The organism is Daeguia caeni (assembly GCF_042653845.1).
Lineage (GTDB): Bacteria > Pseudomonadota > Alphaproteobacteria > Rhizobiales > Rhizobiaceae > Brucella > Brucella caeni.
The window spans coordinates 1-12702 of the sequence record NZ_JBHSEL010000101.1; the positions used below are offsets into that span (position 1 = coordinate 1).

Below are 12702 nucleotides of genomic sequence, written 5' to 3' on the forward strand. Positions count from 1 at the left end.
CCTTTGATAAAGCTATGATGAGCCGAAAACCCTCTCTTCTCAATTAATACAATTTGGTCTCATGGGCGTTGATGTCGGACAGGATATGGGGAAAGTTTCCGTTTACGGCATGGGTATCATGCTGTTTTTCACCCTTCTTACCCTTATTTCCCATCAATTCATCTCTATATTTTTGTTTAGCTTCATAGCAGGTTTTGGTGGTGGGCTAACACAGGCGGCTGTTGCTGTGGCGCTTGCCAGAACACAGCGCTATGAGCGCGCTTTTGCCATTTTCACATCATTTCAATTTTTCTATCCGGGGATTGGTGCATATTTTTTGCCCCGTTTATTGCAATCGGCATCCAGTTCGTTGTTGCATGGTTTCAATGGCATGCAATGGGGGCAAGCGCTGCTCATTTTTTCTAGTCTGCTAATGGCGCCTGTCATTGGTATTTTTCGCCGTTCAATGAGTGCAACTGATCCAGCCAGCGACAGTATTTCTCATACGCCAGAAAATACCATGGAGATTAAGACCCTCCTGACACTACCAGCCATTCTTTCCAATGTTGGCATTTGCATTTATGGTGGTTCTAATGGCGCAATTTTTGCTTATTCGGAAGGGATTGGACGATTGGCCCATCTGGATGTTTATACGGTTGGCGATATCGTGGCCTATGCCAATTTTGCAGCTGGTTTTGCTGCTATTGGGGTTGCTTGGCTCGATAATCGTATTGGCCACTATACTCCACTTATTACCGGCATAGCGATTCAGTTTCTATCCGCCATTATCCTTTATGCTTTTGTCTCTGAAGCAGGCTATGTTGTCGGCATGTTTGTTTTCACGATTTCCTGGGCATTGGTTTTCCCTATTTTCTTAGTATTCAATCCCAACTTGATACATCCGGTTCGGTCGTGACATTCGGACAGTTCACCAATCTGATCGGTACTGCCGCAGGTCCATCCCTCGCAGCTATTTGGGTTGGCTCAAATGGCCGTTTTGTTGCAGCTATTTGGGTTGCAGCCATCATGACGGTACTGTCAGCAATTCCTATGATTGCCATTAAGCTTGTTCCTGCACGAAATTAGAGTGTTTCCGCGTGTTTCTGGAACGGTTTGGTTTCCCAAATCAGTTTGTTCCGGGTCATCGATGTCGGCTGGATGGAGGCCGGCATCCGATGTTCGCACCGCTCTCGAATGACTTTTGCGAACGCGTTGTTGTCACCATTTTGCGTGGCGAAAGCGTTCGTTGCGTGGCAACACGGTTTAAAATTGCCGCGTCAGTCATGAAATGGTTGCAGCGCAATCGTGCGACCAGATAGGCCTGTCCCGGCAAGAATGGGCTGCCATGGCAAGCGGATACTCGAACCGTATCGTGAAATCATTGTGCAACGTTTTGCCGAGACCTCACACCTGCCGTTGCATGGCTGAAGGCGAAATTGTCCGAGCGTGAATTGTGTTTTGCACAATATGATCCGGGAATTCATGCGCAGCGAAGGGTTGGCTTCAAAAACACTGTGTTCGCTCTTGGTAGGCGCGGGCCGATGCTGTTTACAGAAGACAGCGGTGAAGGCCCTGCAAAATCATCTCGATCCCGAACGGCTGGTCTTCATGATGGGCCTGGATCAAGGCCAACATGTCGTCGATCAGGGACTGGGGACAAAAGGCACACGACTGCGGGCATTCGCACCGCATGGCCACTGGCGCACGCTGACATTCCTGGGCCTTGAGAAATGATCGGCTTAAAGTCCCTTGTGTCTTCAACTACTGATGAACGGCCAGCGCTTCTGCGCTTATGTTGAGCAGCCGTTGCTCAAGGCTGGCGACATCGCGTCATAGATAACCTTGCCAGCGACAAGTCGGCAACCATACGCAATTGATCAAGGCCGTCGGTGTGCGGCTCTGGTTCCAGCCATCCTGTTCGCTGGATCTTCATCCGACCAAACAGGTCTTCTCCATGATCACGCAATGGATGAGATCTGTCGGTCTTGTCATGTGACCGGCTTGTCTGGATGCAGACTGCATTGCGATGCCGTGCAGCCATCGCGTGCAGCTTATATGCCGATTCTACCTTGCCGGATGAGGGTGCTCTGGAGCGTAAGTTTTTGACCGCAATGGCATGTTTGCAACGCGTGAAGTCGCCATTCAAACGTGAAATAAGAAATAAGATAATTAAATCATGAATTTATATGCATTTCCACACGGAGTGGGGCGAGGTCTTATTCCACGATGGATGCCTAAAAAATAACATCATTGCGTAAAAAAGCGGCAGAAAGAAATTTCTTGACGGAAGCGCTCTGATCTCTTTTACTTTGGCCAACATGAATTGGCATTTGGGCCCCTGCTGGAACAGTTGTTCCGGAGGGGCTTTTTTGTTTGGCGAACAGAATGACAGGCAAGGACGTCATCCCGATTGGTGTACTGTTTTCGCACACCGGTCCCTATACGAAATTGAGCTATGAAGGCTATTGCGGCGCGCTGGCTGCCATTGCGGCTGTCAATGCACAAGACCTGCCTTTTCATCTCAAGCCTGTCGTGGCAGATCCCGCAGGCAATATTGATCGTTACGCGCCGCTTTGCGATGAGCTGATCGCTTCGGGCGGGGTGCATCATATTGTTGGCTGCACCACCTCCTGGAGCCGCAAGGAAGTCATTCCGGTGGTGGAAAAGCGCGATGCGCTGCTGTGGTACCCTTGTGTTTATGAAGGGTTCGAGACCAGTGACCGGGTCGTCTATACTGGCGCTTGCGCCAACCAGCATCTTGTGCCGCTGATTGACTATATCGTGCCGCGTTTTGGCAATCGCGCCATTCTGCTGGGCTCGAACTATATCTGGGGCTGGGAAAACAACCGGCTTGCGCGTGAAAAGCTGAAGGCCCTTGGCGGCGAGGTTCTAGGTGAGCGTGCGGTTGCGATTGGCGACACGGATATCGACCATCTGATCCGTGAGGTCGAACAGAAACAGCCGGATTTCATCCTCAACAATCTGATCGGTGAGTCCTCCTATACGTTTCTGCGCGCCTATGCCGAGCTTGGACGACGCAACAGCGCCTTTTCCACCGCCGTGCGGCCGGTTCTGAGCAGCAATTTCTATGAGGGCGAGCTTGAGCATCTGGGGGCGGATGCGGTCGGCAACTACACAGTTAGTTGCTATTTTCGATCACTTCCAGGTGAGGCAAATAAGCAGTTCCTTAAATCCGTGCGCGGTGGCGGCTATGCTGGCAGCATATCAGCCCTGTTCACGCAGAGTTACTCCAGCGTTCTGATGATCGCAGAGGGTATCAGACAGGCCGGCTGTGATGACGTGCAGAAAGTACTGGAAGCTGTGAAAACCCAATCCGTTACCATTCCGATCGGACCGGTCAGGGTTGATCCCCATACGCATCATATTCCCCTGCCGGCTCATATTGGCCGGGCAAGGGCCGATGGCAGCTTTGAGATCGTGTCTCTGGCTGATACCATGATCGAGCCTGATCCCTTCATGTCGCGAACCCATCTTCAGGACACTGTGGCGCAAGATCAGAAAAGCTTTTTGAGGCTTGTAAAATGACGATGAAAGACCGAACCACGACATTCGCCAGCTGGGGCGCTTTTGAAAACTGGACTGCCCTGATTGTTCATCGTCCTCATTCCAATGTGGATGCCATCACGCAGCAGTTGCGCCGCATAGGCATTGACGCGGTTGAATGCTGGCCAAATCTGCCGGGTGATGCGCAGATCGGGCGTTTCAACATCGTCTTTTTCGATGTCGATATGGGCTATGACGAACAGTTTCCCTGGGCGCCGCAGCAGGCACCTGTGCCAACAGTCGCGCTCATCGGCTCGGAAGCGCCGGGCCGCATTGACTGGGCGCTTAATCAGGGCGCGGATGCACAATTGCTGAAGCCCATTGGCAGTGCCGGCGTCTATAGCGCGATCGTGATTGCGCTGCATAATTTTGAGCGTCGGCATGCACTGGCCGATGAAATCCGCCAACTGCGTCAGAGCCTGTCCTGCCGCGAGGCTGTGGCGCAGGCAACGGCCATTCTCATGCTGGCAGAGAACATTTCCGCAAAACAGGCTTATCAGAGGCTTCGCCTGGCCGCGATGTCCGATCGTATCAGCGTTGAAGCCATGGCGACCCGTTTTTTGAACGAGCAACAGAGAGGAGCGTCCCGTGAGCGCGCTTGACACGCTTCCAGTCGGCCAGAAAAAGGTTGAGCGCGGCATTTGGGGGCGCATCATCCGTCGCCCGCTTGCGGCCTTCGGACTGGTCATCATCTTCATCACCGTGTTTGCGGCTGTCTTTGCGCCATGGATTGCGCCCTTTAACCCCAATGAGCAGTTCTTTGACGGGCTGACACTGGAGGGGGCGCCATTGCCGCCCGATTCCAAATTCTGGTTCGGCACCGATCTCGTTGGCCGTGACCTGTTTTCGCGCCTGATCTATGGCGCACAGACATCGCTGATCATCGGCGTTGTTGCCAATGGCATTGCCGTTGCCATCGGCTCGACGGTCGGCATTTGCGCCGGTTATTTCCGCGGGCTTGTCGAAACGATCCTGATGCGTTTCACCGATCTGATGATGGCCTTTCCGGCACTGCTTCTGGCCATCGTTCTGGCGGCGATCTTCAAGCCAAGCCTGTGGATCGTGGCGCTGGTGATTGCCATGGTCAACTGGGTGCAGATTGCGCGCGTGCTCTATACCGAAACACGCTCCCTGTCGGAGCGCGACTTCATCGAGGCAGAACGCGCCATGGGGGCGGGCTCGGCGCGCATCATCATCAAGCATATTCTGCCGCATCTGTTCTCGACCATGATTGTCTGGGCCACGCTCGGCATTGCAACCACCGTTCTGCTTGAGGCAACCCTGTCGTTCCTCGGCATTGGCGTTCAGCCGCCAACGCCATCCTGGGGCAATATCATCTTCGAAAACCAGACCTATTTCACCAGCGCGCCTTGGCTGGTGTTCATTCCGGGTGCGGCGATCCTGTTGCTGGCACTGGCCTTCAACCTCGTCGGCGATGCGCTGCGCGACGTACTCGACCCAACGCAGCAGGGGCATCACTAATGGTTACCTATATTGCTCGTCGTCTGCTCCAGACCGTCCTGATCCTGATCGGCATCAGTTTCGTCACCTTCGTTCTGCTTTATCTCGTGCCAGCCGATCCGGCGCGCCAGATCGCAGGACGTAGCGCGACCGCGCAGACGGTTGAAAATATCCGTGAGCAGCTTGGCCTCAATCTGCCGTTCTATGAACAATATCTGCGCTATATCACCGGCCTTCTGCATGGCGATCTTGGCCGCTCCTATTTGCAGAAGACGGAAGTATCGGAGCTCATCTGGTCACGCCTGCCTGCCTCGCTGATCCTGATGGCTGGCGCCATCATCTGCGAACTGATCATTGGGCTCACCATGGGCGTGGTCGCAGCCGTCAAGCGCGGCAGTCGCACCGACAATGCGCTGATGATCTTTTCCTTTGTTGGCGTTTCGGCACCACAATTCGTCATCGGCATTCTTCTGCTCTATGTCTTTGCCGTGCAGCTTGGCTGGTTTCCGATCGGTGGCTATGGCACGTTCAGCCATATCGTCCTGCCGTCGCTGACGCTCGGCCTGCTGGGTGCCGGCTGGTACTCGCGCATGATGCGTTCGTCGCTTCTGGATGTGCTGCGGCAGGACTATATCCGCACCGCCCGCGCCAAGGGGCTTGCGCGCTGGAAGATCCTGCTTCGCCACGCCATGCCAAATGCCATTCTGCCGATCATCGCCATGATTGGCATTGATATCGGCATCTTCATGTCCGGCATTGTGGTGGTGGAAAGCGTCTATGGCTGGCCGGGCATCGGACAGCTGGCATGGCAGGCCATCCAGCGCGTCGACATTCCGATCATCATGGGCGTCACCATTGTTTCGGCCTTTGCCATCGTGCTCGGTAACCTGCTTGCCGACCTCATCACCCCCATCATCGATCCGCGCATCAAACTGCGTTGAAATCCATTCCAGAGAAAGGGACTGTCATGAAAAAGACTATTCTCACCGGCGTGTCAGTGCTGGCACTCAGCCTCACTGCATCCTTCGCCGCGAGCGCTGACGACATCAAGAAAGGTGGCTCCATGATTGTCACCTACAAGGACGATGTTTCGACGCTCGATCCAGCCATTGGCTATGACTGGCAGAACTGGTCGATGATCAAGTCGATCTTCGACGGTCTGATGGATTATGAACCGGGCACCACCAATCTGCGCAAGGAAATTGCCGACGACTATACGATCTCGGAAGACGGCAAGACCTTCACCTTCAAGCTGCGCAAGGGCGTAAAGTTCCACAATGGCCGCGAACTGACTGCTGATGACGTGAAATATTCGATCGAACGCGTAGTCAATCCAAAGACCCAGAGCCCGGGCGCCGGTTTCTTCAGTTCGATCAAGGGTTTTGAGGCTGCTTCCGAAGGCAAGACGGAAGAACTCGAAGGCATCAAGGTTCTCGACCCTTATACGGTCCAGTTTGAGCTGAGCCGCCCGGATGCAACCTTCCTGCATGTTCTGGCACTCAACTTCGCTCATATCGTACCGAAGGAAGAAGTTGAAAAATACGGCGCCGATTTCGGCAAGCATCCGGTAGGCTCCGGTGCCTTCAAGATGACTGACTGGACGCTCGGCCAGCACATCGTGTTTGAGCGTTTTGAAGATTACTACAACCCGGATCTGCCAAAGCTCGACAAGATCACCTTTGAAGTCGGTCAGGAGCCGGTTGTTGCGCTGTTGCGCTTCCAGAATGGCGAAATCGACATTCCGGGTGACGGCATTCCGCCGGCAAAATTCGTGGAAGTCACCAAGGATCCGAAGTTCAAGGATCTGATCATTCAGGGTGGCCAGCTGCATACCGGCTATATCACCATGAATGTGAACATGAAGCCGTTTGACGATGTTAAGGTGCGTCAGGCTGTCAATATGGCAATCAACAAGGATCGCATCGTGCGCATCATCAATGGTCGCGCCGTACCTGCCAATCAGCCGCTGCCGCCATCAATGCCGGGCTATGCCAAGGATTACAAGGGCTATCCTTATGATCCGGCCAAGGCCAAGGAGCTTCTGGCAGAAGCAGGCTATCCGGACGGTTTTGAAACCGAGCTTTTCGTAGCCAATACCGACCCGCAGCCACGTATCGCCCAGGCAATCCAGCAGGATCTGGCTGCAATCGGTATCAAGGCTGCGATCAAGTCGCTGGCTCAGGCCAATGTCATTGCCGCAGGTGGTGAGCCGCAAGGCGCACCGATGGTCTGGTCGGGTGGCATGGGGTGGATTGCCGACTTCCCGGATCCGTCCAACTTCTATGGCCCGATCCTTGGTTGCGCCGGCGCTGTGCAGGGCGGCTGGAACTGGTCGTGGTATTGCAACAAGGAACTCGACAAGAAGGCTCAGGAAGCTGACTCGATTGTCGACCCTGCGCGCCAACAGGAACGTGAAGCAATGTGGCGCGACATTTACCTGAAGATCATGGAAGATGCGCCATGGGTTCCGGTCTTCAACGAAGAACGCTTCTCTGTTCGTTCGGAACGTCTCGGCGGACCGGATGCAATCTTTGTTGATCCAGTCCACATCCCGGTCAACTACGACGAGGTTTATGCAAAAGATGTGCAATAATTGCCAATATACCATTCACGGTCGTCAACATCACTTTGGCTGGGACAATTCGTTCCAGCCTGCGGAGACGGTTGCTCCTGGATCAACGATCAAGTTCGAATGCATTGACAGCGGCAACGGCCAGTTTACGCCGGAAAGCACGGTCGCAGATGTCGCCACGATGGACTTCTCGAAGATCAATCCGGTCACGGGTCCGATCTATGTCGATGGCGCAAAGCCGGGCGATGTGCTGAAGGTCACCATTCATGAATTTGAACCGTCTGGCTTTGGCTGGACGGCCAATATTCCGGGCTTTGGTCTTCTGGCTGACGACTTCAAGGAACCGGCACTGGCCTTGTGGAAATATAATCCTTCCACGCTGGAGCCCGCGCTGTTTGGCGAGCATGCCCGCGTGCCGCTCAAGCCTTTTGCCGGCACCATTGGTGTCGCGCCAGCTGAAAAGGGTCTGCACAGCGTGGTCCCGCCACGCCGTGTTGGCGGTAACATGGATATTCGCGATCTGGCGGCAGGCACCACGCTTTATCTGCCGGTCGAGGTGGAGGGCGCACTGTTCTCCATCGGTGATACCCATGCAGCCCAGGGTGACGGTGAAGTCTGCGGTACGGCCATCGAAAGTGCAATGAATGTTGCACTCACGCTTGACCTCATCAAGGACACGCCGCTGAAAATGCCGCGTTTTACGACGCCGGGCCCTGTGACCCGTCATCTCGATACCAAGGGCTATGAAGTCACCACCGGCATCGGCCCGGATCTGTGGGAAGGCGCAAAGGCTGCCCTTTCCAATATGATCGATCTTCTGTGCCAGCAGCATAATCTCAGTGCAGCCGATGCGTACATGCTCTGCTCGGTCTGCGGTGATTTGCGCATCAGCGAGATTGTCGACCAGCCCAACTGGGTTGTGTCGTTCTATTTCCCGCGTTCGGTGTTCGAATAATCAAGTTGGGGGCGGCAATCTGCCGCCTTCTCCACCCATCAGAGAGTATATCCATGAATAAGCCTTCTCCGCTTTTGCAGGTCAGAGATTTGGTTACTCAGGTAGCGACACCGGAGGGTGCGCGCACGGTCGTTGACCGGCTTTCCTTCGATCTCCAGCGCGGGGAAACGCTGTGTATTGCAGGCGAGAGCGGTTCTGGCAAATCCATGACCGTTCTGTCGCTGATGCAATTGCTGCCCAAGAATCTTGCACGCATTGCTGGCGGTTCGGCCATCATGAATGGCCGCGATATTCTGAAGCTTAGTGAAAGCCAGATGCGTAGCGTGCGTGGCAAGCATATCGGCATGATTTTTCAGGAACCGATGACATCGCTCAATCCGGTTCTGACCATCGGCCGCCAGCTGGCCGAGGCCGTGGGCGATGACAGCGGCCTTTCGGGTGAGGCGATGCGAAAGCGCTGCAAGGAACTGCTCGACCATGTGCAGATTTCCGATGCCACCCGCCGCCTGACGCAATATCCGCACGAATTGTCCGGCGGCATGCGGCAACGCGTCATGATCGCCATGGCGCTGGCGCAAAAGCCGGAAATCCTGATCGCCGACGAGCCGACCACCGCGCTCGACGTGACGGTTCAGGCGCAGATTCTCGCCCTTATCCGCAAGCTTCAGGCCGAAGATGGCATTTCGGTCATCATGATCACACATGATATGGGCGTGGTTGCTGAAATGGCCGATCATGTTCTGGTGATGAACAAGGGCAAGACGGTCGAATATGGACCACTGCGTGAGGTGTTCCATAAGCCGAAGGATGAATATACGCAGAAATTGCTCGCCGCCGTGCCGCGTCTTGGCGAAATGACCGGAACGGACAAGCCAAAGCGTGCTGCCGAAGCAAAAAGCCCTGAACCGGAAAAAGCACCCGCTCCAGTGCTTGAAGTTGAAAATCTGGTCGTGCGCTTTGACATCAAGGGGGGCATTCTGCAACGCCCGATCCGCCGCGTGCATGCTGTCGAGGGCGTTTCTTTCACCGTCAATCGCGGCGAGACCCTGTCGCTCGTTGGCGAATCCGGCTGCGGCAAGTCCACGACCGGCAAGGCGTTGCTTAATCTCGTGCCGTGGAACGGCGATATCCGCATCCATGGCAAGAGCACCAAGGGGCTAAGCCGCACGGCCATGCGTCCGCTGTTGCGCGATATCCAGATGATCTTTCAGGATCCCTATGCCTCGCTTGATCCGCGCATGCGCGTCGGCGATCTGGTGGCGGAGCCGCTTGTCATCCATGGCCTTGCATCGGGTTCCGAACTGACAGACCGGGTTGAATATCTGTTCAGGCGTGTCGGGCTTTCGGCTGACCAGATGAGGCGCTATCCGCATGAATTTTCAGGAGGCCAGCGCCAGCGCATCTGTATTGCACGCGCTTTGTCCCTGTCGCCAAAGCTGATTGTCGCGGATGAAAGTGTTGCGGCACTTGACGTTTCCATCCAGGCGCAGGTGCTGGATCTGTTGCAGGATATCCAGAACGAAACCGGCGTGTCCTATCTCTTCATCAGCCATGACATGGCAGTTGTCGAGCAGATCAGCCATCGCGTTGCCGTCATGTATGCCGGCCGCTTTGTCGAAATGGGCACGCGCAGGCAGGTGTTCGAAAATCCGCGGCATCCATATACAAAAAAGCTGATGGATGCGGTACCGGTTGCCGATCCTGACCGTGAACGCCGCCTGTTCATGGTCAATGATGGCGAATTGCCAAGCCCGGTCAAGCCTCTCGACTATGTGCCACCAACACTGACCCGCACGGTGCTTGCCGACGGACATACGATCTGGAGATAGGCTTCCTGAGCATAGACTGGAAGTCAATGATGGCGCGCAAGCCTTGCTTGTGCGCTTTCGTTCATTTTGCGCTGTTTCGTGCAGTGAATGTCATATTGTCCGCCGTTTGGTCTTGCTGGCCTTGGCCGTATCGTGCAAATGCAGAACAAGGTTCAATCAGCGGCAACGGGGCATTATGGCAGCACAATTTCTGCGACTTCTGGATGTCTCGCACAGGGTCGGCGGCCGAACCGTGCTGCGCAAGTTGAATCTCACGCTTTCCGAGCGCCGCATCGGCATTATCGGACGCAATGGCTCGGGCAAGTCCATGCTGGTTCGCTGCCTCAACGGGCTCATCATTCCCAAGGAGGGCAGGGTGATGCTGGGGGATCTCAGCACCGCCAGACATGCCAGAACAATACGCCGCCATGTCGGCATGGTGTTTCAGAGTGTCGAGCAGCAACTCATCATGCCAACGGTTGCCGAAGACGTTGCCTTTGGTCTGCGCAGTCTTGCCTTGTCCAGGGCCGAAGCAAAACAGGCAGTTGACGCCATTCTGGCTGAACTCGGCATTGCCCATCTTGCCGAACGGCCGGTGGCGGAATTGAGCGGCGGCGAAAAACGTCTGGTAACACTTGCAGGTGTATTGGTGATGCGGCCTGATCATCTCGTGCTGGATGAGCCGATGACCGGGCTTGATCACTACCAGCGCCGTTGTCTGAGCGAGCGTCTGCTTGGCCTTCCGCAACAGGTGATCATGGTATCTCATGAGCTGGATTATCTTGCCCAATTTGACCGGGTGATTGCGCTGCATGAAGGGGAGGTCGTCCTCGATGGCAGCCCGGAGTCAACCATTTCGGCCTGGAAACAACGCTATGGCTAAAGTGTTAATCAGCCGATTGCCTGGAATGCGTACAGAAGCCAAGGTCACCCTGATGGCGCTTGCCCTTATTGTGCTTTTCGCAAGCGGACAGCTTTGGGTGGTGCTTGCTTTTGTCGTATTGTTTGCCGCCGGTCTTGGTTTTTTTGTCACGGATTGGCGCAGGCTGTTGCCGGCCATCATCATGGCGGCTTCGTCCGGCGTGGCGATTTGCGCCATTCATTGGTGGAACGGCACGTTGGATATGGGTATTGTTGCGGCACTGCGGTTGAATGCGTCCATATGGGGCGCCTTGCTGCTTGCGGTTACGACATCCAGCAGCGAGATCATGGACATGCTGGAAGCACTTGTGGCGCGCAGCGGACGCTTTGGCCGCCACTTTCGTTTTCTGCCGTTGCAAGCGGCCATGGTCACGCGATTTGTGCCGCTTTTTGCTGAGCATCTGCAGGCAATGCGGCAAGCACGCCTTGCGCGCGGCGGCAGCAAATGGAATCTCAATCTGGCGCCATTGATGATTTCTGCACTACGGCAAACCGATCAGCTGGCCGAGGCAATTGAGGCTCGTGGTTTCGATCCGGATGATACCAGACAAGGGGAACAGAAAAATGATGATTAAGGACAGCATCCAGATTGCGCTTTTTTGCGCAATTACCGCCGCCCTTGGGCTGGTGCCGGCCATACCGATCCCGTTCAGCCCCGTTCCCATCACGGCGCAAACGCTGGGTGTGATGCTCACCGGCGCCTTGCTTGGCGCGCGTCGCGGCACCTTGTCCATGCTTCTGTTCATGCTGCTTGTCGCAATAGGCGCGCCACTTCTGGCCGGTGGACGGGGAGGGCTGGCAGTCTTTTTCGGGCCGACCGCAGGCTTCTTCATCGCCTTCCCATTGGCAGCCTTCGTCATAGGCGTGATGACCGACAGGTTCTGGACAAGTCTTGGTCTGGTCAGCGCTGTGATCATCAATCTGATTGGTGGCGTGGTGGTGGTCTATGCCATTGGCATACCGTTTCTGGCAGCAATCGCTGATATACCAGTGTCACAGGCAGCTCTTGGCAGCCTTGCCTTCATTCCGGGCGATATTTTGAAGGCCTGTGTGGCTGCGGCAATCACACTTTCCGTGCGGCGTGGCTATCCTAATTTGCGCGATTGACCGGCTGTTAATGCCTTGCAGGAGATGCAGGATCTGACAGGACTGACATTTTGACTGATGCTTTGAACCGGGAATGATAGTTTGCAGCCTGTTTGCATGTTCTGACGGCTATGCAGGCAAATGGTAGAGAACGTGTTGACGCGGCTATAAAAGATGCTAAGAAGGCACGCGCTGCGCAAGTGCAGCAAATCGGCAGGACGTGCGGATTGTCAGCCTCTGTCGAAAACGGCCAGATCCAATCAGCTGGAGGGGTGGCCGAGTGGTTTAAGGCACCGGTCTTGAAAACCGGCGTGCAGGAGACTGTACCGTGGGTTCGAATCCCACCCCCTCCGCCA

Annotated in this window: 12 protein-coding genes and 1 tRNA gene; all 13 read left to right on the plus strand. The window is 55.2% G+C overall.

Annotation, left to right across the window (positions count from 1 at the left end):
• Positions 1-61 precede the first annotated feature (61 nt).
• The gene (locus ACFO1V_RS10215; protein ID WP_374834450.1) at positions 62-895 is read left to right on the plus strand and encodes an MFS transporter; all 834 of its coding nucleotides are present in this window, start codon (positions 62-64) and stop codon (positions 893-895) included.
• Positions 896-1461: 566 nt separating this feature from the next.
• Positions 1462-1713: a hypothetical protein gene (locus ACFO1V_RS10220; protein WP_374834448.1), complete on the plus strand. Its 252-nt coding sequence runs from the start codon at positions 1462-1464 to the stop codon at positions 1711-1713.
• Between the two features lie 651 nt (positions 1714-2364).
• Positions 2365-3525: a transporter substrate-binding protein gene (locus tag ACFO1V_RS10225; RefSeq protein WP_374834446.1), complete on the plus strand. Its 1161-nt coding sequence runs from the start codon at positions 2365-2367 to the stop codon at positions 3523-3525.
• The gene (locus ACFO1V_RS10230; protein ID WP_374834444.1) at positions 3522-4145 is read left to right on the plus strand and encodes an ANTAR domain-containing response regulator; all 624 of its coding nucleotides are present in this window, start codon (positions 3522-3524) and stop codon (positions 4143-4145) included. The genes ACFO1V_RS10225 and ACFO1V_RS10230 overlap by 4 nt, the downstream gene beginning before the upstream one ends.
• Positions 4146-4182: 37 nt before the next feature.
• The gene (locus tag ACFO1V_RS10235) at positions 4183-5025 is read left to right on the plus strand and encodes an ABC transporter permease (protein WP_374834454.1); all 843 of its coding nucleotides are present in this window, start codon (positions 4183-4185) and stop codon (positions 5023-5025) included.
• Positions 5025-5945, plus strand: a complete 921-nt coding sequence (locus tag ACFO1V_RS10240) for an ABC transporter permease (protein ID WP_374834442.1) — start codon at positions 5025-5027, stop codon at positions 5943-5945. Before ACFO1V_RS10235 ends, ACFO1V_RS10240 begins: the two co-directional genes overlap by 1 nt.
• A 26-nt stretch (positions 5946-5971) precedes the next feature.
• Positions 5972-7597 carry an ABC transporter substrate-binding protein gene (locus ACFO1V_RS10245; RefSeq protein WP_374834440.1) on the plus strand — a complete coding sequence of 542 codons (1626 nt, stop codon included), beginning with the start codon at positions 5972-5974 and terminating at the stop codon, positions 7595-7597.
• The gene (locus ACFO1V_RS10250; RefSeq protein WP_374834452.1) at positions 7587-8531 is read left to right on the plus strand and encodes an acetamidase/formamidase family protein; all 945 of its coding nucleotides are present in this window, start codon (positions 7587-7589) and stop codon (positions 8529-8531) included. The genes ACFO1V_RS10245 and ACFO1V_RS10250 overlap by 11 nt, the downstream gene beginning before the upstream one ends.
• Positions 8532-8584: 53 nt before the next feature.
• Positions 8585-10360: an ABC transporter ATP-binding protein gene (locus ACFO1V_RS10255; protein WP_374834438.1), complete on the plus strand. Its 1776-nt coding sequence runs from the start codon at positions 8585-8587 to the stop codon at positions 10358-10360.
• 175 nt (positions 10361-10535) lie between these two features.
• On the plus strand, positions 10536-11222 hold the full coding sequence (locus tag ACFO1V_RS10260) for an energy-coupling factor ABC transporter ATP-binding protein (protein ID WP_380075100.1): 687 nt from the start codon (positions 10536-10538) through the stop codon (positions 11220-11222).
• Entirely contained in the window at positions 11173-11835 is a 663-nt protein-coding gene (locus tag ACFO1V_RS10265) for an energy-coupling factor transporter transmembrane component T family protein (RefSeq protein ID WP_374834434.1), read from the plus strand. Before ACFO1V_RS10260 ends, ACFO1V_RS10265 begins: the two co-directional genes overlap by 50 nt.
• Positions 11825-12367 carry a biotin transporter BioY gene (locus ACFO1V_RS10270; RefSeq protein ID WP_374834432.1) on the plus strand — a complete coding sequence of 181 codons (543 nt, stop codon included), beginning with the start codon at positions 11825-11827 and terminating at the stop codon, positions 12365-12367. Before ACFO1V_RS10265 ends, ACFO1V_RS10270 begins: the two co-directional genes overlap by 11 nt.
• 245 nt (positions 12368-12612) lie before the next feature.
• Positions 12613-12702 (plus strand) — tRNA-Ser (locus tag ACFO1V_RS10275).

Coding starts and splice junctions, on each gene's coding strand:
- ACFO1V_RS10215 (WP_374834450.1), top strand. CDS start 62: ATGGGCGTTGATGTCGGACAGGATATGGGGAAAGTTTCCGTTTACGGC.
- ACFO1V_RS10220 (WP_374834448.1), top strand. CDS start 1,462: ATGCGCAGCGAAGGGTTGGCTTCAAAAACACTGTGTTCGCTCTTGGTA.
- ACFO1V_RS10225 (WP_374834446.1), top strand. CDS start 2,365: ATGACAGGCAAGGACGTCATCCCGATTGGTGTACTGTTTTCGCACACC.
- ACFO1V_RS10230 (WP_374834444.1), top strand. CDS start 3,522: ATGACGATGAAAGACCGAACCACGACATTCGCCAGCTGGGGCGCTTTT.
- ACFO1V_RS10240 (WP_374834442.1), top strand. CDS start 5,025: ATGGTTACCTATATTGCTCGTCGTCTGCTCCAGACCGTCCTGATCCTG.
- ACFO1V_RS10245 (WP_374834440.1), top strand. CDS start 5,972: ATGAAAAAGACTATTCTCACCGGCGTGTCAGTGCTGGCACTCAGCCTC.
- ACFO1V_RS10250 (WP_374834452.1), top strand. CDS start 7,587: ATGTGCAATAATTGCCAATATACCATTCACGGTCGTCAACATCACTTT.
- ACFO1V_RS10255 (WP_374834438.1), top strand. CDS start 8,585: ATGAATAAGCCTTCTCCGCTTTTGCAGGTCAGAGATTTGGTTACTCAG.
- ACFO1V_RS10260 (WP_380075100.1), top strand. CDS start 10,536: ATGGCAGCACAATTTCTGCGACTTCTGGATGTCTCGCACAGGGTCGGC.
- ACFO1V_RS10265 (WP_374834434.1), top strand. CDS start 11,173: ATGGCAGCCCGGAGTCAACCATTTCGGCCTGGAAACAACGCTATGGCT.
- ACFO1V_RS10270 (WP_374834432.1), top strand. CDS start 11,825: ATGATGATTAAGGACAGCATCCAGATTGCGCTTTTTTGCGCAATTACC.